We start from the raw sequence: 21,418 nt of genomic DNA on the forward strand, positions 1-21,418 counted from the left end.
TGTCGAGGGGTGGGCTCGCGAAAAGGGCGTCCGGATTGCTCCGGACGCCCTCTTTTGTATCATCGCCGTGGCAAAGCCACGTCGTCGGTCCTCGCTGTAGCGAGGCCGGCCGACAGCTCCTGTGGGGACTTTGGCTTCGCCTTGTCCCCACCGGCCGCCGGCTCGAGCATCAGGTGAAGCCAGCCCCAGGCTGGCTTCAGCCCGTCCGGGGGACGGGCGACCTGATGCTCCTCAGTAGCTGTAGTACATATCAAACTCCACCGGGCTCGGCGTCATTTCCCACCGTGCCACGTCGTGCATCTTCAGCTCGATATACGACTCGATCTGGTCCTTCGAGAACACGTCGCCCTTGAGCAGGAAGTCGTGATCCGCCGCTAGGCACTCGAGCGCCTCGCGCAACGAACCGCACACCGTCGGGACTTGGGCCAGTTCTGCAGGCGGCAGATCGTAGAGGTTCTTGTCCATCGCCTCACCCGGGTGGATGCGGTTCTGGATGCCGTCGAGGCCCGCCATGAACAGCGCCGCGTAGCAGAGATACGGATTGGCCATCGCGTCGGGGAAGCGCACTTCGACGCGCTTTGCCTTGGGGCCGGTGCCGTACGGAATGCGGCACGACGCCGAGCGGTTGCGTGCCGAATACGCGAGCAGCACTGGCGCTTCATAGCCCGGAACCAGCCGCTTGTAGCTGTTGGTCGTCGGGTTGGTGAAGGCGTTGACCGCCTTGGCATGCTTGATGATGCCGCCGATGAAATACAGGCACATGTCCGACAGACCGGCATAGCCGTTGCCGGCAAAGAGCGGCGTGCCCTTGTCCCAGATCGACAGATGGGTGTGCATCCCCGAGCCGTTATCTTCCTTGATCGGCTTGGGCATGAAGGTGACGGTCTTGCCGTACGCCTGCGCGACATTGTGGCAGACGTACTTGTAGATCTGCATGCGATCGGCGGTGACCGTCATCGTGCCGAAGGTCAGGCCGAGCTCGTGCTGCGCTGCGGCGACTTCGTGGTGATGCTTGTCGCACGGCAAGCCCATTTCGAGCATGGTCGAGACCATCTCGGCGCGGATGTCGGTTGCCGAATCGACCGGCGCGACCGGGAAATAGCCGCCCTTGGCGCGCGGACGGTGGCCCATATTGCCGCCGTCATAGCTGGTGCCGGTGTTGGTCGGCAGCTCGATATCGTCGATCTTGTAATAGCTCGTCGCATAGCTGTTTTCGAACTGGACGTTGTCGAACATAAAGAATTCGGCTTCCGGCCCGATATAGATCGTGTCGCCGATGCCGGTGGTCTTGAGATACGCCTCGGCGCGCTTGGCGGTCGAGCGCGGATCGCGCGCATAGAGTTCGCCGGTCGACGGTTCGACGATGTCGCACACCAGGATCAGCATCGGCGTGGCCGAGAACGGATCGGTCCACACCGCGTCGAGATCGGGCATCAGAATCATGTCGGATTCGTTGATCGCCTTCCAGCCCTCGATCGAGGAGCCGTCGAACATAAATCCGTCGGTCAGTTCATCTTCGCCGACGACACCGGCGACCATCGTCAGATGCTGCCATTTGCCCTTGGGATCGGTGAAACGCAGATCGACCCACTCAATCTCTTGATCCTTGATCATCTTGAGCACGTCGCTCACCGAATTCGGTTTGTCAGCCATAGTCCCCACGCCTTTCGCTATCGATCATTTACCCGACGGAATCGGGAATTCTGTGTCACCCGGATCGGTACGCTGTCACACAATGTTGCAGCGCGTCAATTCTCGTGGCTTAAATTGCATCCTCGTCGCGCTCGCCGGTGCGGATGCGCAAGGCGGTCTCGACCGGAATGACGAAGATCTTACCGTCGCCGATGCGGCCGGTCTGTGCGGCGGCGGCGATCGCCTCGACCACGCGGGCTGCCATCGAATCTTCGACCACGACCTCCAATTTTACCTTGGGCAGGAAATCGACGACGTATTCGGCCCCGCGATACAATTCGGTATGGCCCTTCTGGCGGCCGAATCCCTTCGCTTCGGTGACGGTGATCCCGCTTACCCCGACTTCGTGCAGCGCTTCCTTCACTTCATCGAGCTTGAACGGCTTGATGATCGCCTCGATCTTTTTCACGCGTGCGGAACTCCCTTGATGTCGCTGCACCTTACAACAACCGTGCCAGCCGCGCGAGGGGCGCGAAAGCGGCGATGTGGCGTGCTCGCGCGGTCGCGAGATGCCTAAGCGGCGCGCACTGGACGACTTGCTGCCCCATTTTAGGGCAGGGCTATGCGTTGAAGCGCGGCATTGCGCGCGAAGCGTCGCGGCAAAGCCGCGCCGTCGGTCGCGGCTGCTGGCCGCGCCGGCCGATCGCGCCGCGGGCACGCGGATTTAGCGTCCGCTAAATCCTTGGGCGGCGCGATCAATAAGGCGGCTTGTCGAACCCGCCGGGGCTGAGCGTGAAAATCTCGCATCCGGTTTCAGTGATGCCGATCGAATGTTCGAACTGCGCCGACAGCGAGCGGTCGCGCGTTACCGCCGTCCAGCCATCGTCGAGCAGTTTTACGTCGGGGCGGCCGGTGTTGATCATCGGTTCGATCGTGAAAATCATGCCGGGCTTGAGTTCGGGGCCGGTGCCGGGTTTGCCGACATGGACGACTTCGGGCGCATCGTGGAACAGCTGGCCGAGGCCATGCCCGCAGAAATCGCGCACCACGCCGTAGCGGTGCCGTTCGGCATGACGCTGAATCGCGTGGCCGACATCGCCGAGATGATTGCCGGGCTTAGCCGCCTCGATGCCGAGCATCAGGCATTCATAGGTCACCTCGACCAGCCGCTTCGCCTTGATCGGTACGTCGCCGATCAGGTACATCCGGCTGCTGTCGCCGTGCCAGCCGTCGAGGATCGGCGTCACGTCGACATTGACGATATCGCCACTCTTCAGTGTCTTGTCGCTGGGGATGCCGTGGCAGACGACATGGTTGATCGAGATGCAGCTCGAATGCGTATAGCCGCGATAGCCGAGCGTCGCGGGGATGCCGCCGCGATCCGCAATGAAGCGGCGCACGAGATCGTCGATCTCGCCGGTGGTTACACCGGGCACCATGTGCGGCACGACCATGTCGAGCGTTTGCGCCGCCAATTGCCCCGCAGCGAGCATCCCGTCGAACGCCGCGCGCCCATGAAGCTTGATCGCGCCGGTCCGGCCCGAAGGCGCGTCGGCGGTAACGGTCACATAGTCGGTCATCAAAGCGATATAGCGCAGCGGTTTGCAGTTTGCGAGGGGGCGCGGCGGGTCTATGTGGGGGGAATGACCACACGCATCTGGACGGCCGCGCTCGCGGTGATCGGCGACGAAATCCTGTCGGGCCGAACGCAGGACAAGAATATCGCGCAAATCGCGACCTGGCTCAACGTTCAGGGGATCCGGCTCGCCGAGGTCCGCGTCGTGGCGGACAAGACCGAGGCGATTGTCGAGGCGGTCAACACGCTGCGCGCGCGCAATGATTATCTGTTCACCACGGGCGGGATCGGCCCGACGCATGACGATATCACCGTCAATGCGATTGCCGAAGCGCTGGGCGTGCCAGTGGTGTTCCACCCGCAGGCGCTCGCGATGCTCGATGCCTATTACGCGTCGCGCGGTGGCCTGAACGAGCCGCGCAAGCGCATGGCGCGCGTGCCCGAAGGCGCCGACCTGATCGAGAATCGCATGTCGGGCGCGCCGGGGATCCATGTCGGCAATATCTTTATCATGGCAGGTGTGCCGCACATCACCGCAGGCATGCTCGATGCGCTGACCGGCACGCTTGAGGGCGGGCTGCCGGTGCTGTCGCGCACGATCGGCTGCTGGGTGGCGGAAAGCGAGGTCGCTGATTTGCTGCGATCGGCCGAAAAGAACCATGACGGCGTCTCGATCGGCAGCTATCCCTTCTTTCGCGAAGGCCGCGTCGGCGCGAACTTCGTCGTGCGCGCGACCGATGCGGCGCTCGCCGATACATGCATCACCGATCTTACCGCGGCGTTGGAAGAGGTTGGCCGCCCGGTCGTAGCGGGTGGGATTTGAACCGCAGGAGCAAACCGATGACACGCACCTTGATTGCCGCAATCGCCGTGCTGTTGCTGGGGGCGTGCGACGGTAGCTCGATCGTCAGCGGTCCGCCGCCCAAAGCCGATGCTACGCCCAACCCGATGGAGGCGAAGATCGACGCGCTCTCGCCGGCGTTGCAGCAGATGACGATGTTCCGCGCGATTCAGGATGGCAATTTCACCTGCCAGAAGATCGTGCAGATGAAGAAGCGCACACCGACCGTGGGCAAAGCGATCTGGGACGCCGAATGCGAGGATCAGGGGCGCTATGTCATCCAGCTCCAGCCCGGTGGGATTTTCTGGGTGAGCGGCGTACCGCAGCCGAAGAAGCGATTTTAGCGGGGGTAGGGGTAGCGCCGCGGCAAAGCCGCGTCGTCGGTCCTCGCTATGGCGAGGCCGGCCGCTTCGCCGCTTTTCTTGATGCAGCTTCGCTGCATCTCGGCGGCGAAGTGGAGCGGGTGAAGGGAATCGAACCCTCGTCACTTGCTTGGGAAGCAAAAGCTCTACCATTGAGCTACACCCGCGATTTGGGGCGCTTGCCACATTCCGGGCGGGGTCGTCAATGTGGCCGATCGCGCTCTTACGCTTTGCCGTGACACGCGCTATTCCACTGCAAAGGCCCGAGCCAAGGGCGCGTTGGAGAGTAGAATGATCGCCGAGATGGACTTTGCGTTGGGCGAAACCGCCGACATGATCCGCGATACGACGCAGCGGTTCGCGACCGACCGAATCGCGCCGATCGCGGCCAAGATCGATGCCGAGGATTGGTTTCCGCAAAGTCTTTGGCCGGAGATGGGCGCGCTCGGGTTGCACGGCGTGACCGTGCCGGAGGATGATGGCGGGCTGGGTCTTGGTTATCTCGAACATGTCATCGCGTGCGAGGAAGTGTCGCGGGCGAGCGCCTCGGTCGGCCTCAGTTATGGCGCGCATTCGAATCTCTGCGTCAACCAGATCGCGCGTTGGGCGTCCCCTGAGCAGAAAGCCAAATATCTCCCCAAGCTGATTTCGGGCGAGCATGTCGGCAGCCTCGCCATGTCCGAAGCGGGTGCGGGGTCGGATGTCGTCGGCATGAAGCTGAAGGCGGACAAGGTGCAGGGCGGCTACGTCCTCAACGGCACCAAATTCTGGATCACCAATGCGGCCTATGCCGATACGCTGGTGGTCTATGCCAAGACCGGCACCGGCAGCGGCGGGATTACCACTTTCCTGATCGAGAAGGATATGCCGGGCTTTGCGATCGGGCAGAAGATCGACAAGATGGGGATGCGCGGGTCGCCAACGGCGGAACTGGTGTTCACCGATTGCGAAGTGCCTGAGGAAAACGTCATGGGGCCGGTTAATGGCGGGGTCGGCGTGCTGATGTCGGGGCTCGATTATGAGCGCACCGTGCTGGCGGGCATTCAGCTCGGCATTATGCAGGCGTGCCTCGATGTCGTCGTCCCCTACGTCCGCGAGCGCCAGCAATTCGGCAAGCCGATCGGCGCGTTCCAGCTGATGCAGGGCAAGATCGCCGACATGTATGTCGCGCTCAATTCGGCGCGGGCCTATGTTTATGCGGTCGCGCGGAGCTGCGATGCGGGCAAGACGACGCGCTTTGATGCGGCCGGCGCGATTTTGCTCGCGAGCGAGAATGCCGTGCGCGTGGCGAACGAAGCGGTGCAGGCGCTGGGCGGGGCGGGCTATACCAAGGATTGGCCGGTCGAGCGGTTTTATCGCGACGCCAAGTTGCTCGACATCGGCGCGGGGACCAACGAGATTCGGCGGATGCTGATCGGGCGGGAATTGATCGGCGCCAGCGACAAGGTGGCGCAGTGATGGGCGCCGCTCCCTCCCTCTCCCAAAGGGAGAGGGAATTTTGACCGCGCCCACGCTCACCACCGCGCTGTCCCCCGAAAGCGACACCTTCCGCGCCAACGCCTCGCACAACCGCGCGCTGGTCGAGCGATTGAGCGCCGATGTCGCGCAGGCTGCGCTTGGCGGGAATGAGAAGAGCCGCGAGCGCCATACCGCGCGCGGCAAACTCCTGCCACGGGACCGCGTCGAACGCTTGCTCGACCCCGGCTCACCGTTCCTCGAAATCGGCCAACTCGTGGCCAACGGCCTCTACGACGACGAAATCCCCGGTGCGGGCGTGATCACGGGGATCGGGCGCGTTTCGGGTCGCCAGTGCATGATCGTGTGCAACGATGCGACGGTGAAAGGCGGGACCTATTATCCGCTGACGGTCAAAAAGCACCTGCGCGCGCAGGAGATTGCCGAGGCCAATCACCTGCCGTGCATCTACCTAGTCGACTCTGGTGGCGCGAATTTGCCGCATCAGGCCGAGGTCTTCCCTGACCGCGATCATTTCGGGCGGATCTTCTTCAACCAGGCCAACATGAGCGCCAAGGGCATTCCGCAAATCGCCTGCGTGATGGGGTCTTGCACCGCTGGCGGGGCGTATGTGCCCGCCATGTCCGACGAGACGATCATCGTGCGCGGGCAGGGGACGATCTTCCTCGCCGGCCCGCCGTTGGTGAAGGCCGCGACCGGCGAGGTGATCTCGGCCGAGGAACTCGGCGGGGCCGACACGCACGGCCGCAAATCGGGCGTAGTCGATCATGTCGCCGAAAATGACGAACACGCGCTGACGATCGTGCGCGATATCGTCTCGACCTTGCAGCCGCAGGTGCAGGCGTCGGTCAATTTGAAAGACCCGCGCCCGCCGAAATTCGACGCCGAGGAGCTGTATGGTGTGGTGCCGAGCGACGTGCGTGCGCCGTATGACGTGCATGAGATTTTCGCGCGGCTGGTCGACGGGTCGGAGTTTCACGAGTTTAAGGCGCTGTATGGGACGAGCCTGGTGTGCGGCTTCGCGCACATCTGGGGGATGCCGGTGGCGATCCTCGCCAATAACGGCGTGCTGTTCAGCGAATCCGCGCAGAAGGGTGCGCATTTCATCGAACTCGCCTGCCAGCGGCGGATTCCTTTGTTGTTCCTGCAGAACATCTCGGGCTTCATGGTCGGTGGCCGCTATGAGGCGGAGGGGATCGCCAAGCATGGCGCGAAGCTGGTGACGGCGGTGGCGACGGCTAGCGTGCCAAAGATCACGGTGCTGATCGGCGGAAGCTTCGGGGCGGGCAATTACGGGATGTGCGGACGGGCTTATTCGCCGCGCTTTTTGTTCTCCTGGCCGAACAGCCGCATCTCGGTGATGGGCGGGGAGCAGGCTGCGTCGGTGCTCGCGACCGTCCACCGCGATGCGGATAGCTGGAGCGAGGCGCAGGCCGAAGCCTTCAAGGCCCCGATCCGCCAGAAATATGAGGACGAAGGCAACCCATGGTACGCGACGGCGCGGTTGTGGGACGACGGGATCATTGATCCAGCGCAAACGCGCGACGTGCTCGGGCTGGCCTTCGCGGCGACGCTGAATGCGCCGATTGCGGAGCGGCCGAGCTTCGGGGTTTTCCGGATGTGAGGGAGGGGGCCGTCCTTTTTATTCCTCCCCGGAACGGGGAGGGGGACCGTGAGCATTCAGCGAACGGTGGAGGGGCAGCCACAAGCGTTTCGCTCCATAACTGCCCCTCCACCATTTTGCCGGAAGAGGCAAAATGGTCCCCCTCCCCGTTCCGGGGAGGAATAAGAAGATGCTGACCGCCCCGGGCGAAACCGTCCGTCGCGCGCGCAAGCAGCGGCGCGAGATGTCGCTGCCCGAAATCATCCTCTGGCGTGTGCTCCGCCAGCGGCCGGGCGGATTGAAATTCCGCAAGCAACACCCCGCAGGCTTCTATGTCCTCGATTTTTTCTGCGCTGAGGTGAAGCTGGCGATCGAGATCGACGGCGAGGTTCATGCGCGAGGTGACCAGCCCGCGTTCGATCAGCGCCGCGATGCGCAGTTGGCCTTGTATGGGATCGCGACTTTGCGCATTCCGGCGAGTGACGCTTTGCGCAACCTAGACGCCGTCGTCATCCATATCATCGAAGCCGTCCGCGCGCGGCTGCCCCTCCACCATTTGCCGGAAGAGGCAAATGGTCCCCCTCCCCCTGCGGGGGAGGAATTGAAAGGCCGACCATGCCCCTGATCCTCGCCCTCCTCGCCCAAATCATCCCGATGCAGCCGATGCCCAAGGGCACCGGCCTCCCCCCGCCCGCGAGCGAGGAAGCCGCCGTCCTCGCGCCGATCAACGCCGTCTTCGCCGCGTTCGAGGCGGGGGATGGCCAGGCGATGTTGCGTCACGTTGATCCGGCAGGTCGCGCGATCGCGGTCGCTGCGGGACCCGATGGCAAGACCCTCGTGCGCCGGGTCACCTTCGCCGATTTCGCGACCAAGCTGACGCCGGGCGGCGGGTTCAGCGAGCGGATCAGCAATCCAGCGATCGAGATCGACGGCGACGTCGCGATGGTGTGGGCACCGTTCACGGTGCGCGTTGGTGGCAAGATCGCCAATTGCGGCTATGACCATTTCGACCTGATCCGCGAAGACGGCGCGTGGAAGATCGCGGGCGTTACTTATTCCAGCCGCACCACCGCGTGTGAATCCTGATAGACCTGCCGCAACGCCGGACAACCGCCGGGAGAGGCGCTATGTATCAGGACCCACCACCCGCGCTCATGTCGCGCCTCCTCCGCCGCGTGCTGACCTGGTATTTCCGCGTGCGCGGATGGACGGTCGTTGGCGCGGCCCCCGCCGACCGGCGCTGTGTCATCATCGCGGTGCCGCACACGTCGAACTGGGATTTCGTCAATTATCTCGGCGTGATCGACGGGCTGGGCATCAAAGCGCATTTCATGGCCAAGCGCAGTCTGTTCCGCTGGCCGCTGACGCGCTTCATGACCGACATGGGCGGCGTCTGCGTCGATCAGTCGGGCGGCAGGAATTATGTCGAGGCGATGGTCGCCGAATTCGCGCGGCGCAAGGAATTCATGCTGACGATCGCGCCCGAGGGGACGCGCGGCGCGGTCAAGCAATGGCGCACTGGATTCTATCACATCGCGGTCGCGGCGGGGGTGCCGATCGTCTGCGGCATGATGGATTATGACAAGAAGACCGGTGGGCTTGGCCGCGCGATCATGCCGACGGGCGATTACGCTGCCGATATGAAACTGGTGTTCGAGGCATATCGCAACGTGCGGCCCCGCCACCCCGAACGCGCGATCACCGATCTGTCGGTGATGACGGCGGGCAAGCAATGATGGCCGATTGCGCCGATCCCGTTTCCCGTTAGGCAGGTGCGATGACTGACCCCAAGCCGATCACATCCCTGCTGATTGCCAACCGTGGCGAGATCGCGTGCCGCATCATCCGTACCGCGCGCGCGATGGGGATTCGCACGGTCGCGGTCTATTCCGATGCCGATGCCAAGGCGCTGCACGTGCGGCAGGCGGACGAGGCAGTGCATATCGGGCCGTCGCCCGCGCGCGAGAGCTATCTGGTGGGCGAGAGGATCATCGCGGCGGCCAAGGCGACGGGCGCAGAGGCGATTCATCCGGGCTACGGTTTCCTCAGCGAGAATGCCGACTTTGCGCAAAGCGTGATCGACGCGGGGATCATCTGGGTCGGCCCCAACCCCGACAGCATCCGCGCTATGGGGCTGAAGGATGCCGCGAAGGAACGCATGATCGCGGCGGGTGTGCCGGTGACGCCGGGCTATCTTGGAAGCGACCAATCGCCCGAACGGCTGGCGGCGGAGGCGGCGGCGGTCGGCTATCCCGTGCTGATCAAGGCGGTCGCGGGCGGCGGCGGCAAGGGGATGCGGCGGGTCGACGATCCCTCCGATTTCGCCGACGCGCTCGTGTCGTGCCAGCGCGAGGCGGCATCCTCGTTCGGCAACACGCAAGTGCTGATCGAGAAATACATTCTGAGCCCGCGCCACATCGAGGTGCAGGTGTTCGGCGACACGCACGGCAATGTCGTCCATCTGTTCGAACGCGACTGCTCGCTCCAGCGCCGCCACCAGAAAGTGATCGAGGAAGCCCCCGCGCCGGGCATGGACGCCGCGACCCGCGAGGCGATCTGTGCGGCGGCGGTGAAGGCGGCCAAAGCGGTCGATTATGTCGGCGCGGGCACGATCGAATTCATCGCCGACGCGAGCGAGGGCCTCCGCGCCGACCGAATCTGGTTCATGGAAATGAACACCCGGCTGCAAGTCGAGCATCCGGTGACCGAGGAGATCACCGGCGTCGATCTGGTCGAATGGCAACTCCGCGTGGCGAGCGGGGAGGTGCTGCCGAAGCGGCAGGAGGAGCTGAGTATCAACGGCTGGGCGATGGAGGCTCGGTTGTATGCGGAGGATCCTACGACGGGATTCTTGCCAAGCATCGGGCGGCTCGTATCTCTCGACCTTTACGACGACAGTGCGCGGGTCGATACCGGCGTTGAAGAAGGAAGCGAAGTCTCGCCCTTCTACGACCCGATGATCGCTAAGGTCATCGTCCACGATGAAGATCGCGGCGGCGCGCTGCGCGCGCTGGCATCGCATCTCGAAATCGCCCGCGTGTGGCCCGTAAAGACAAACAAGGGCTTCTTGGTTCGACTCCTGCAATCTCAGGACGTGCAAGACGCCAAACTCGACACCGGTCTGATTGAACGCAACTTCGCGACCCTGACACAAAGGCCGTCTCTTTCGGCGCGAACCCTAAGCGATGCGTCGGCGTGGCTGCTGCGCGATTCGTCGGACTTCAATCGGTTGGTCACCGGCCTGACTGGCTTCCGCGTGAACAGGAACGATACCGCAAGACAGCGGATGCAAGTCGATGGGCAGTCGGTCGCATTTGAATACGATCCCACACCTCCGGGCAGCCGATTCGAACATGGGTTTGCTGACCTTCAGATCGATGGGTCGCAGTTCGTGCAGGTCGAGGGCGACATCTTTGAGATAAGATGGGACCGTTCCGACGGCGGTCTTGCCCATGGCGCCGCCGCCGACGGTGCGATCCTCTCCCCTATGCCTGGCCGGATCATCGCGGTCGAAGTCGCCGCAGGCGACGTCGTCACCAAGGGCCAGAAGCTCGTCACGCTTGAGGCGATGAAGATGGAGCATTCGCTGACAGCTCCCTTCGACGGGACGGTCGCCGAACTGACCGCCGTCGATGGCGGGCAAGTCAGTGAGGGCGCGGTGTTGGTGCGGCTGACGGCGGCGGACGCGGCTTAGGATGACGGGCGCGTTATCCGGCATCAAGGTGCTCGATCTGTCGCGCGTGCTCGCCGGGCCGTGGGCGACGCAGATGCTGGGGGATTTGGGGGCCGAGGTGCTCAAGATCGAGCAGCCGGGGCAGGGCGACGATACGCGCCGCTGGGGTCCGCCGGTTTTGGCCGATGATTCAGGCGATTCGGCCTATTTCCTGTGCGCCAATCGCAACAAGCGCTCGCTCGCGATCGATCTCGCGCAGCCCGCCGGGGCCGATCTGATCCGCCGCCTCGCCGCGCAGAGCGATGTCGTGGTCGAGAATTTCCGCGTCGGCGGCCTCGCCAAATATGGGCTCGATTATGCGAGCCTCGCGGCGATCAACCCGCGGCTCGTCTATTGCTCGATCACCGGGTTCGGGCAGGACGGGCCGTACGCGCAAAAGGGCGGCTACGACTTCCTGATCCAGGCGATGGGCGGGTTGATGAGCGTCACCGGCGACGCGGATGGCGCGCCGATGAAGGCCGGCGTGCCGATCGTCGATCTGTTCACCGGCACCTATGCGACCGTCGCAATCCTCGCTGCTTTGCGCCACCGCGACGCTACGGGCGAGGGGCAGCATATCGATTGCGCTTTGCTCGATACGCAGTTGGCGATGATGTCGAACCAGGCGTCGAACTATCTGAACGGCGGCGCGGTGCCCAAGCGGCTGGGCAACGATCACCCCAACATTGTGCCGTATCGCGATTATGCCTGTGCGGATGGCGGGATCGTCGTGGCTCTGGGTAATGATCGGCAGTTCCGCGATTTTATGGCGATCCTCGGGTTGGCCGAGGTGGCGGCGGAGGCGCGTTTTGCCAGCGTTGCGTTGCGGAGTGCGAACCGGGCGGCGCTTCATACGCACATCGCGCCTGCGGTGGCGACGTGGCGCGCGGATGATCTGATCGCGGCGATGGAGGCGGCGAAGCTGCCCGCGGGCAAGGTGCAGGGGGTTCCGGCGATTTTGGCGGACGCGCATGTTGCGTATCGCGAGACGGTGCAGGATCTGGCGCGCCCGGATGGCACGGCGATGCGCGTGGTGGGGTTTCCGGCCAAATTGTCGGTTACGCCGGCGGGGTATCGGATTGCGCCGCCAAGGGCCGGGGTGGATACGCGAGCGGCGCTAAGCGAGGCGTTGGGGTTATCGCGCGATGAGCTTGATGCGCTCGCGGCGGCAGGCGTGATTTCCTAACCTCTACCTCCGCACTCCACCCCTTTGCTCCACCCCGGCGAAGGCCGGGGCCCAGTTGCGCAAGTAGAGGTAACGGAGGGCCGCGCTCTCTTACTTCAGTTTCGCAACTGGACCCCGGCCTTCGCCGGGGTGGAGCCTACAAGGGGTAACGCTTTCGAACCATCACCGCCCCTTGAATAACCCCCCAAGCACCCCGCGCATCAGCCCGCCGATGATCCCGGCCCCCGCGCCGCGCGATGATCCGAACACCGCTTTCGACACTTCGTTCGCCACCTGACGCCCGACCGCCGAGGACGCCGAGCGCGTCGCCGAAGTGATCGCGCGGTTCCACGGGCTGTTCGCAGCCGCCTTCGCCTCGGCGGCGGCTTGGCGCTCGGCGAGTTTGGCCTGACGGTCGGCCTCGCGCTGATTGGCGACACGCTGGCGTTCGGCTTCCTTGGCGGCAACCGCGTCGGCCTTGGCTTGCGCGGCGGCGGCCTTGTCGGCTTCGGTCTTGGCGGCGGCTTCGGCAGCAGCGGCGCTGGCCTCCTGCGCCTTACCGGCGAGAATCTCTTCGGCCGATTGTCGGTCGATCAGCGTGTCGTATTTGCTGCCGATCGGATCGGTCGAGATCATCACCCCGCGCTCGACCGGCGTCACCGGGCCGACGCGCGAGCAAGGCGGCGCGATCAGCGTGCGTTCGACCGGGGAGGGCGATCCGTCGGGGAGCAGCAGCGACACCAGCGCCTCACCGACCTTCAATTCGGTGATCGCGGTCTCGACATTCACGCCGGGATTGGCGCGGAACGTCGTCGCCGCCGCTTTGACCGCCGCCTGATCGCGCGGGGTGAAGGCGCGCAAAGCGTGTTGCACACGGTTGCCGAGCTGCCCCGCGACGGTATCGGGAATGTCGATCGGGTTCTGCGTGATGAAATAGATGCCGACGCCGTTCGAGCGGATCAGCCGCACGACCTGTTCGATTTTCTCGAGCAACGCTTTGGGGGCATTGTCGAACAGCAAATGCGCTTCGTCGAAGAAGAAGCAGAGTTTGGGCTTGTCCGGGTCGCCAATTTCGGGGAGGTGTTCGAACAATTCGCTCATCAGCCACAGCAGAAACGTCGCGTAAAGCTTTGGCGAGGCCATCAATTTATCGGCGGCGAGCACGTTGACGATGCCGCGGCCCTTGTCGTCCACGCCGATGAAATCGTCCATGTCGAGCGCGGGTTCGCCGAAGAAATGCTCGCCGCCCTGGCTGCGGAGCTGCAGCAGCGAACGCTGGATCGTGCCGATCGATTGCTTCGAGACGTTGCCATAGGTGGTGGTCAACTCATCGGCGCGCTCGCCACAGCTGACCAGCATCGCCTGCAGATCGTCGAGGTCGAGCAGCAGCAGCCCGTCCTTGTCGGCGACGTGGAAGGCGATCGTCAGCACGCCTTCCTGCACGTCGTTGAGGTCCATCAGCCGCGACAGCAGCAGCGGGCCCATTTCTGAAATGGTGGTGCGGATCGGGTGGCCCTGCTCACCGTACAGATCCCAGAATTGCACCGGCGTATCGGCATAGGCCCACGCCTCGTCGCCGACTTCGCGCGCGCGGGCGGCGAAGATCTCATGATTTTTCGCGGTGGGGGAGCCGGCCATGGCGAGGCCGGAAAGATCACCCTTCACGTCGGCGACGAAGCACGGCACGCCCGCTGCCGAAAAGCCTTCGATGATGCCCTGGACGGTGACGGTCTTGCCGGTGCCGGTCGCGCCCGCGATCAGGCCGTGGCGGTTGGCGCGCTTGAGTTCGAGCCGCTGCGGATTCGCGCCGCCGGGGCCTGCGCCGATGAAGATGCTCGTCGTGTCGGTCATGTCGCCCCCGGAAGATCGCTGCGCAATCTATCGCCCGAAACGGCGGGCGGAGGAACCGAAAAATCCCTCCCCCACGCGGGCGCGGGGGAGGGGGGATGCGCTTACTTCTTGAGCTTGATGCCGATGAAATAGGCCGGCGCGCGGCCCCGGACTATCTGCAGCGCGACCTGAGCGCGGCCAACAGCCTTGGCTTGTGCGGCCACGCTACCAAGCGCCGCCGACGTCGCAACGGGTATCCCGTTCGCCGAGACGATGACGTCCCCGCGCTTCAGGCCCTTCGAACCGGCATCGGTTGACGGATCGACGCTGGCGACCACCACGCCCTGTACTGAGGAATCTACGTTCAGGTTGCGCGCAATCTGCGGAGTCAATGTCTGGACCGTCAAACCGAGGTCGTTGCTTGCTGGCTGGCCGAGCGAAGGCGTATCGCCCTCTTCGTCCCCAAAGGCATTATCGTCGGTCCCGCTGGCCTTGGCGGCAAGCTGATCCTCGGGCGGGCGCGTGCCGATCGTCGCCTGAATTGTCAGCGTCTTGCCTTGCCGCACGATATCGAGCGGCACCCGAGTTCCCGGCGTCACGTTGGCGACGAGATAGCTGAGCGAGGTATCGGGGCTGACCGTCTTGCCACCGACGCGCAGCACGATGTCGCCGACCTTCAAGCCGGCCTTGTCGGCGGGTTGGCCAGGCTCGATGCTGCGGACCAGTTCACCCTGGTTTTTGGGCAAGCCGAACGATGCGGCGAGATCGTCGCTCAATGGCTGCGGGCCAACGCCGAGATAGCCGCGCGCGATTGCCGTCCCCTTCATCAATTTGTCGATCACCGGCTTTGCATCGACCGCCGGGATCGCGAAGCCGATCCCGATATTGCCGCCGCCTTGGCTGCCCAGGATTTGCGAATTGATGCCGATGACGTTGCCCGAAAGATCGAACATCGGGCCGCCCGAATTGCCCTGGTTGATCGCCGCATCGGTCTGGATGAAGCGGTCATAGGCGCCGCCACCGGTGACGCGGTGGAGCGAGGAAACGATCCCTGCCGTCACGGTGCCGCCGAGCCCGAACGGATTGCCGATCGCCAGCACCCAATCACCGACGCGCGCGGCATCCGAATCGCCGAACTTCACGAACGGCAGATTCTTCGCATCGATCTTGAGCAAGGCAAGGTCGGAGGTCGGATCGCGCCCGATCAACTTGGCGACATATTCCTTGCGGTCGACCAGCGTGACGGTGATCGAATCGACTGTCGCGCCCTTCACCCCGGCCGCTGGCGCGACGACGTGATTGTTGGTGACGACATAGCCGTCGGGCGAGATGATGAAGCCCGAACCGAGCGAGGTCGCCTCGCGCGTGATCGGCGCGCCATTGCCGCCCTGGCCCTGTTGCTGGCCGAACATGCCTTCAAACGGCGTTCCGGCGAACGGATTGGGCTGCGCTTGCTGCGTAATGCGCTGGTTGGTCGAAATATTGACGACCGCGGGCTGCAATTTTGCCACGAGATCGGCAAAGCTCATCGGCGCGCCGGGTTTGGGCGCGGTCGCGGCCATCACGGCGGGTTCGTTCTGCGCGGTCTGCGCACCCCCAACCGTTGGAAGGGCAATGGCAGCGGCAGTGCCGCTCAGGAGCAGGGCGGCGGTAATGGCGTAGGCGTAGCGCACGTGGATCGTTTCCTCTCGTCTACCAACTGGCAGCAACCCGGTCGTTGATACGCATGGTTGCTGAACGGTGTTTGAATATGAACGGTTCGTCAGCGTTTAAAAGGCGACGGATCAACGCCGCCCTTGGAATTCCTTCAGGTACGAATTGTCCGGGGACAGCACCAGCGAGGTTTGTCCTTTGGCATCGGCCCCGAAGGTGACGCGGTAGGACTGCATCGCACGATAGAAATCGTAAAAGGCGGCGTCCTTGTTGAACGCATCGGCATAGATTTGCGCGGCCTTCGCATCGGCTTGGGCGGCGATGATCTGTGCGGTCTGCTGGCCCTGTGCCTGGATCGTCAACGCCTGTTGCTGGCGTGCGGTGCGCATCCGGGTGAGCGCGCTGTCGAACGGCGTGCCGCTCGGCAAATCGGCATGTTTGATCCGCACATCGACGATTTGCACACCATATTGCGAGGCGAGCCGCTGCAGACCAACGCGGATATTCCCCATGACTTGCGTGCGCTCGGGACTGAGCAAGGCCGCGAACGGACGCTTGCTGAGTTCGTTGCGCAGCGCCGAGCTGAACAGCGGCTGGAGCTGATTGCGTACGCGCTCCTCGGTGGCCGATGTGCTGCCGGTCGAGATCACCGCCTTCAGCGGATCGACGATGCGGAAGCGCGCATAGGCATCGACTTCGAGCCGGTTCTGCTCGGTCGAGAGCACTTGCTGATTATCGAGCTCAACGGCGAGGATCCGCTTGTCGACCCAGATCAGGCGATCGAGGAAGGGAATACGCCAGGTGAGACCGGCGCCGGTGCTGCCGAATACCTCGTCGGGCTTATATTCGTTGATCGTCCGAATGGGTGTCTGCAAGCGCAGGACAACCGCCTGACGCGTTTCTGGCACGATCGCAAAAGTCATCGAAGCAAGTATCAGCAGGAGAAGCGCAGCGATGCCAATCGCAATCGGATTGCGGAACATAGTGCCGTTCACTGGGCTGCTCCTTGGGCCTGAATGGCGGGGGCGACGGGGGTCGCATCCGGGCCGCTACGCGCCACGCGCGGCAGCGGGAGATACGGGACGACGCCCGGCGATTCGATGATGGTCTTGTCCGACTTGGACAGCACCTGTTCCATCGTGTCATAATACATGCGGCGGCGCGTCACCTCGGGTGCGAGCTTATATTGCGCGTAGATCACGTCGAACGCCGCTGCCTCGCCCTGGGCCTTGGCCAGAACCTGCTGGGCATATCCACGCGCCTTGCTGATATCGCCCTGTGCCTTTTGCTGCGCGGCGGAGACTTCCTTGAAGGCATCGGCGACTTGCGCCGGCGCCTGCGCCCCCTTGATCGCCACGCCCTGGATGCGGATGCCGGCATTATAGCGATCGAGAATGTCCTGCATCGATTGCTGAACTTGCGCCTCCATCGCGTTCCGGCCGGACCCGATCGCATCGTCGAGCGTCGCGGTCGCGACCACCGCACGCATCGCGCTTTGTGCAGTTGCGCGCAGCGTCTCCCGCGGCTGGTCGATTTGGAACGCGAAGTCCTGCGGGTTCGAAATCTGCCAGCGCACAGAATAATCGAGATCGACGATATTCTGGTCGCTGGTCAGCATCAATTTGTCGTTGGGCGATTCGGTGCCGTTTTCGTCGGGGAAGCTATCGGTGTTGATCGCCGCGACATCGACCTTCGCCACGTCGACGAAGGGCGCGGGCAAGGTGAAACGAATGCCGGGTTCGAGCGTGCCCGAATAGCGGCCGAGCGTCGTCACCACGCCACGCTGTTGCGGGCCGATCGAATGAAAGCTTGTCAGGCCGATCCACGCGACCAGCACGATTCCGACCCCGATCGCCCACAATTGCCCGGCACTGGGCGCGCCGGGAATGCGTGGCCGACCGCCGCTGCCGAAACCGCCGCCCCCGCCGCCAGCGCCGCGTGCGCGCTTTAGAAATTCATCGAGCGCGCTCGGCCCGGCGCCCGTGCTGCGCGGCTTGCCGGCAGGCGGCTGAGCCCATGGGTTGCGCGGACCGCCGGACTTGTCGTCATCGCCGCTGCCGCCTCCATTGCCGCCGCCGCCCCAGGGGCCTTTGCTATCTGCGTTCTGAATGGTGAAGCGAGGGAACCAGCCCGAAAAGATCGTCATGACCCTAGTATAGGGAAGCGCTGCGCCGAAAAACAGTGGCAAGCGTGACCGCTGCGCCTATCTGCGCACGATGAACACGCCGATTTCGCTCGATTCCGCCCTTACCGCCGTCGGCGGGACCCGTGCGACCGGCCGAATCGAGGCGGGACGTGCCAGTATCGTTGTCGATGTCAGCGGCCTTGACGAGGCTGCGCGCGACACGCTCGACGCTGCGGTGCGCGCGGCGGCGAGTGCGGTTCCCGGGGTCACGACGGTGCGCGTCGCGCTAACCAGCCAACGGAGTCGCCGCATCGTGCTGGCGGTGGCGAGCGGAAAGGGCGGCGTCGGAAAGTCGACGGTTTCGGCCAATCTCGCCATCGCGCTAGCGCGGAGCGGGCGGCGCGTCGGGCTGGTCGATGCCGATATCTACGGCCCGTCGCAGCCGCGTCTGATGGGCGTGAGCGATGCCAAGCCGACCGCGCACAACAAAGTGCTCAATCCGGTGCCCACCCCGTATGGCGTGCCGCTGCTGTCGATGGGGATGCTCGTCGCGGCCGATCAGGCGATCGCCTGGCGCGGGCCGATGGCGGCGGGCGCGTTGACGCAAATGATGGACGCCAATTGGGGCGTGGCGGACACGCTGGTGCTCGATTTGCCGCCGGGAACGGGCGACGTGCAACTGACGATGGTGCAGAAATACCGCCCGAGCGGCGCGGTGATCGTCTCGACGCCACAGGATCTCGCGCTCATCGACGCGCGCCGCGCAATCGATTTGTTCGTCAAGGCCGGGATTCCGATCATTGGTTTGATCGAAAATATGGCGGGCTATGCCTGCCCGTCGTGCGGCGCGATTTCCGATCCGTTCGGCACGGGCGGGGCGGAGGCAGCGGCGGCAGAGCTGGGCTTGCCGTTCCTCGGGCGCATCCCGCTCGACATTCGCGTACGGATCGCCTCGGACGCGGGCACGCCGCCGGCCGCCGGGAACGGGCCGGAGGGCGCGGCGTTTCAAGGCGTGGCGGACAAGGTTGCCGCGTGGATCGAAGGAAATGCCTGATGCCGCTCACCACCGATGCCGAAATCAGGACGCTGCTTGAGGAAACGCGCACGATTGCATTGATCGGCGCTTCGGATCGGCCTGATCGGCCGTCTAATCAGGTGATGCGGACGCTGCAGGAGCATGGCTACCGCGTGATCCCGATCAATCCGCAAATCACCGGCGAGCATCTGCACGGCGAATTCGTGTTTCGCGACCTGAGCCAGATCGGCGATCCGATCGACATGGTCGATATCTTCCGCAATTCTGCCGCCGCCGGGGATGCGGTCGACGAAGCGATTGCGGCGGGCGCGAAAGCGGTGTGGCTGCAACGCGGTGTTGTCAACGAAGCCGCCGCTGCGCGCGCCGAGGCGGCGGGTCTGAAAGTGGTGATGGACCGTTGCCCGGCAATCGAAATTCCCCGATTGGGCATCGCGCCGCGCGCCTGAAATCGGCCACGATTGGGGTTCAGCTTGACGGTCATGATCCTGCTGCTTCTTGCCGCCCAAGCCGCACCGGTCGCGGCAGCGCCTGCCGCCGCACCGACGCGCTTTTCGATTCTGCAACCGGTAGCGGACGAGCCCTGCGTCCGGCGCGGCAAGGATGGCAAGGATAAGACCGACCCGAGCGACATCGTCGTCTGCGGCACGCCGATCCCGTCGCAGAAACTGCCCTATCCCAATGAAGTGGTGCTGGACGAACCGCGCCCGTCCAACCCTGATCTGCGCGGCACCGGCGCGCTTGCGCTCGAATCGAGCCCGTGCGCCAGCGTTAGCGGCGGATGCCAGACCGGGATCGATTTTTTCGGCGGCGGGACGAAGCTTATTCGACTGATCCAGAAGATCGTCGCGCCGTCGAGTTGTTGCGAGGATGCGGGGGAGGGCAGTGACCCCGGTCGGCTGGTTGTCGATGCCGTCAAAGGCGCTGGCAAGGCGTTCCGCAAGAAGCCTGACAAATCCAATCGCGTTGCGATCGCACTCGATGCGCCGCCACCGACGGGGACGATCCTACCCTAGCCCTTTGTCAAATCATGGTTTCACGGCCAATTGGTATCGTGCGTGCGGTGCGCGTTGGTCAGGCCGTCGCGGAAAAACCGCTCATAATATTCGGTCTCGACCTTGTGCACCTGCAGCCAGACGCCGGGGACATGGATCGTGTCGACATGCGCGGGGAACCGACCGTGTGTGGCGTGGATGTAGGTGCAGATGTCGCGCGCGCAATCGATCACGTCGCTTGGATAGTCGCTGGCATCGTGGAGATATCGCTCGGCGAATCCGTCCTTGTAGATCTGCTCGAATGTCGCGGTGTCGTGATAGATTCCCTTGGGCCCGAACTTGGCGGCGATCACGTCGTCGACCGCCTCAGCCATGCTGTCGAAATAGGGCGGGCAACTGCCCTTGATCAGCGCCTCGCCCTTGTGTCGCAGCCCGACCGGATGGGCACGCAAATTGGCATAGCGCGGCAGCGGTACTTGCCAGCGCCATATGTCGGCGATTTTCCATTTGGGCGTGACGAAATCGAACCCGAGCATCGTGCCGTACTTTTTCGAGAATTTGGGATCGCCGAGTAGCACCGGCGGGGACAGCGACGCATGAATCCACGCCCCCAGCCCCATCGCGTCGGCGGTGAGGAAGATATTCTGCAACAGCAGATCGGCCTCGATCTGCGTGCGCATCTGCGCGATCGCGCCGAGCGGAAGCTTGATGTCTTTGTTGAGGAAGCCGTTCTTGACCCATTTCTGAACCCCTGCGGGGCGATAGAAATTGCGGTCGTCGACCAAAGTCGGCCGGGCGCCGGCCGGCTGTGTGAGCAAATACATCAGCCCGTTTATATATTGGTGCGACAAGTCGACCACCGGGAACAGAATCGTCGTGCCCGGCAAGTTTGACAGAAAGCGGTTCGAATCGAGATAGGCGGGGAAATCGCGCATTCCCTCAGCCACGTCGATACGGTGGTCGAGCACCTTGACCTTGGCCTGCTCGGCGCGCTGCAATAAAGTTGTTTCTGAGAAGACCGCGTCCGGCGTAGGCGGCAGCTTGCGCAGAAAATAGGTGCCGCTGTCGTTGATCAGGAAGAAATGCGTGCCTTGCGCATTGTCGGGGCTTCCCGCGGTGCGCCCGGCCATATTGACATTGGGCTTGGCCATTATCGGCTTGTTGTCGCGCGGGTCGTTAAACGGGCGGTCGGGCATGGTCAGCCCAGAACAGCCGGTTAGGGCAATCAATACCGCTTCCTCAAGCGGCCCCAGCGGCGCGCGTGGATTGGCGCTGTGATAGCTCATTCCGCCTGCGGCGAGATTGCTGCCGCGGCTGACGCGGTGCGTGCGCCGGTGCCAGATTGCGTCGAGTAACGGCTTTGCTAGCAAGGCCGCGAGGCCGGGATGCGGGTCGGGTGCGTCGCTCATATCGTC

20 protein-coding genes and 1 tRNA gene are annotated in these 21,418 nt (G+C 64.0%); 12 read left to right on the forward strand and 9 right to left on the reverse strand.

Going from position 1 to position 21,418, the window contains the following annotated elements:
• Window positions 1-231: 231 nt before the first annotated feature.
• From glnA to map, 3 genes are all read right to left on the reverse strand, one after another.
• Window positions 232-1,653 (reverse strand): type I glutamate--ammonia ligase, encoded by a 1,422-nt coding sequence (glnA, locus tag IEV62_RS15490; RefSeq protein WP_188449075.1) that lies wholly within the window; start codon window positions 1,651-1,653, stop codon window positions 232-234.
• A 109-nt stretch (window positions 1,654-1,762) separates the two neighbouring features.
• Complete coding sequence (locus IEV62_RS15495) at window positions 1,763-2,101, reverse strand: P-II family nitrogen regulator (protein ID WP_188449077.1); 339 nt, start codon at window positions 2,099-2,101, stop codon at window positions 1,763-1,765.
• Between the two features lie 286 nt (window positions 2,102-2,387).
• Window positions 2,388-3,212 (reverse strand): type I methionyl aminopeptidase, encoded by an 825-nt coding sequence (gene map, locus IEV62_RS15500; RefSeq protein WP_188449079.1) that lies wholly within the window; start codon window positions 3,210-3,212, stop codon window positions 2,388-2,390.
• 63 nt (window positions 3,213-3,275) lie between these two features.
• Here map and IEV62_RS15505 point away from each other — a divergent pair, with 63 nt between their 5' ends.
• Together IEV62_RS15505 and IEV62_RS15510 are read left to right on the forward strand one after the other, a co-directional pair.
• Entirely contained in the window at window positions 3,276-4,031 is a 756-nt protein-coding gene (locus IEV62_RS15505; RefSeq protein WP_188449081.1) for a competence/damage-inducible protein A, read from the forward strand.
• Window positions 4,032-4,048: 17 nt separating this feature from the next.
• On the forward strand, window positions 4,049-4,393 hold the full coding sequence (locus IEV62_RS15510) for a putative periplasmic lipoprotein (RefSeq protein ID WP_188449084.1): 345 nt from the start codon (window positions 4,049-4,051) through the stop codon (window positions 4,391-4,393).
• Window positions 4,394-4,504: 111 nt separating this feature from the next.
• On the opposite strand, the gene IEV62_RS15515 is transcribed toward IEV62_RS15510, so the two are convergent.
• Window positions 4,505-4,578: transfer RNA gene (locus tag IEV62_RS15515), tRNA-Gly, on the reverse strand.
• Between the two features lie 124 nt (window positions 4,579-4,702).
• Here IEV62_RS15515 and IEV62_RS15520 point away from each other — a divergent pair.
• The 7 genes from IEV62_RS15520 (at window position 4,703) to IEV62_RS15550 (ending at window position 12,388) form a co-directional block, all read left to right on the forward strand.
• Window positions 4,703-5,869 (forward strand): acyl-CoA dehydrogenase family protein, encoded by a 1,167-nt coding sequence (locus tag IEV62_RS15520; RefSeq protein ID WP_188449086.1) that lies wholly within the window; start codon window positions 4,703-4,705, stop codon window positions 5,867-5,869.
• A gap of 40 nt (window positions 5,870-5,909) precedes the next feature.
• Window positions 5,910-7,511, forward strand: a complete 1,602-nt coding sequence (locus tag IEV62_RS15525) for a carboxyl transferase domain-containing protein (protein WP_188449088.1) — start codon at window positions 5,910-5,912, stop codon at window positions 7,509-7,511.
• Between the two features lie 169 nt (window positions 7,512-7,680).
• Window positions 7,681-8,115 (forward strand): endonuclease domain-containing protein, encoded by a 435-nt coding sequence (locus tag IEV62_RS15530; protein ID WP_188449090.1) that lies wholly within the window; start codon window positions 7,681-7,683, stop codon window positions 8,113-8,115.
• Complete coding sequence (locus tag IEV62_RS15535; RefSeq protein WP_188449092.1) at window positions 8,106-8,576, forward strand: nuclear transport factor 2 family protein; 471 nt, start codon at window positions 8,106-8,108, stop codon at window positions 8,574-8,576. The genes IEV62_RS15530 and IEV62_RS15535 overlap by 10 nt, the downstream gene beginning before the upstream one ends.
• Window positions 8,577-8,644: 68 nt before the next feature.
• Window positions 8,645-9,226, forward strand: coding sequence for a lysophospholipid acyltransferase family protein (locus IEV62_RS15540; RefSeq protein WP_229733257.1), 582 nt, complete (start codon window positions 8,645-8,647; stop codon window positions 9,224-9,226).
• A gap of 41 nt (window positions 9,227-9,267) precedes the next feature.
• Window positions 9,268-11,184: an acetyl/propionyl/methylcrotonyl-CoA carboxylase subunit alpha gene (locus tag IEV62_RS15545; RefSeq protein WP_188449094.1), complete on the forward strand. Its 1,917-nt coding sequence runs from the start codon at window positions 9,268-9,270 to the stop codon at window positions 11,182-11,184.
• 1 nt (window position 11,185) lies between these two features.
• Window positions 11,186-12,388 (forward strand): CaiB/BaiF CoA transferase family protein, encoded by a 1,203-nt coding sequence (locus IEV62_RS15550; RefSeq protein ID WP_188449095.1) that lies wholly within the window; start codon window positions 11,186-11,188, stop codon window positions 12,386-12,388.
• Window positions 12,389-12,550: 162 nt separating this feature from the next.
• On the opposite strand, the gene IEV62_RS15555 is transcribed toward IEV62_RS15550, so the two are convergent.
• From IEV62_RS15555 to hflK, 4 genes are all read right to left on the reverse strand, one after another.
• Window positions 12,551-14,218 (reverse strand): helicase HerA-like domain-containing protein, encoded by a 1,668-nt coding sequence (locus IEV62_RS15555; protein WP_188449096.1) that lies wholly within the window; start codon window positions 14,216-14,218, stop codon window positions 12,551-12,553.
• 101 nt (window positions 14,219-14,319) lie between these two features.
• Window positions 14,320-15,870: a Do family serine endopeptidase gene (locus tag IEV62_RS15560; RefSeq protein WP_188449097.1), complete on the reverse strand. Its 1,551-nt coding sequence runs from the start codon at window positions 15,868-15,870 to the stop codon at window positions 14,320-14,322.
• Between the two features lie 111 nt (window positions 15,871-15,981).
• Window positions 15,982-16,833, reverse strand: a complete 852-nt coding sequence (gene hflC / locus IEV62_RS15565; RefSeq protein ID WP_373868603.1) for a protease modulator HflC — start codon at window positions 16,831-16,833, stop codon at window positions 15,982-15,984.
• An 8-nt stretch (window positions 16,834-16,841) separates the two neighbouring features.
• On the reverse strand, window positions 16,842-17,996 hold the full coding sequence (gene hflK, locus IEV62_RS15570; protein WP_188449099.1) for a protease modulator HflK: 1,155 nt from the start codon (window positions 17,994-17,996) through the stop codon (window positions 16,842-16,844).
• Between the two features lie 70 nt (window positions 17,997-18,066).
• Here hflK and IEV62_RS15575 point away from each other — a divergent pair, with 70 nt between their 5' ends.
• From IEV62_RS15575 to IEV62_RS15585, 3 genes are read left to right on the forward strand one after another with little or no spacing between them, the layout of a single operon-like run.
• Window positions 18,067-19,029, forward strand: a complete 963-nt coding sequence (locus tag IEV62_RS15575) for an Mrp/NBP35 family ATP-binding protein (protein ID WP_188449101.1) — start codon at window positions 18,067-18,069, stop codon at window positions 19,027-19,029.
• Window positions 19,029-19,457: a CoA-binding protein gene (locus IEV62_RS15580; RefSeq protein WP_188449103.1), complete on the forward strand. Its 429-nt coding sequence runs from the start codon at window positions 19,029-19,031 to the stop codon at window positions 19,455-19,457. The genes IEV62_RS15575 and IEV62_RS15580 overlap by 1 nt, the downstream gene beginning before the upstream one ends.
• Before the next feature lie 33 nt (window positions 19,458-19,490).
• A complete protein-coding gene (locus tag IEV62_RS15585; RefSeq protein WP_188449125.1) occupies window positions 19,491-20,024 on the forward strand; it encodes a hypothetical protein in 534 nt (177 codons plus the stop codon).
• 20 nt (window positions 20,025-20,044) lie between these two features.
• On the opposite strand, the gene IEV62_RS15590 is transcribed toward IEV62_RS15585, so the two are convergent.
• Window positions 20,045-21,412 carry a hypothetical protein gene (locus IEV62_RS15590; protein WP_188449105.1) on the reverse strand — a complete coding sequence of 456 codons (1,368 nt, stop codon included), beginning with the start codon at window positions 21,410-21,412 and terminating at the stop codon, window positions 20,045-20,047.
• Window positions 21,413-21,418: the final 6 nt, after the last annotated feature.

It is taken from the genome of Sphingomonas psychrolutea (genome assembly GCF_014636175.1).
Lineage (GTDB): Bacteria > Pseudomonadota > Alphaproteobacteria > Sphingomonadales > Sphingomonadaceae > Sphingomonas > Sphingomonas psychrolutea.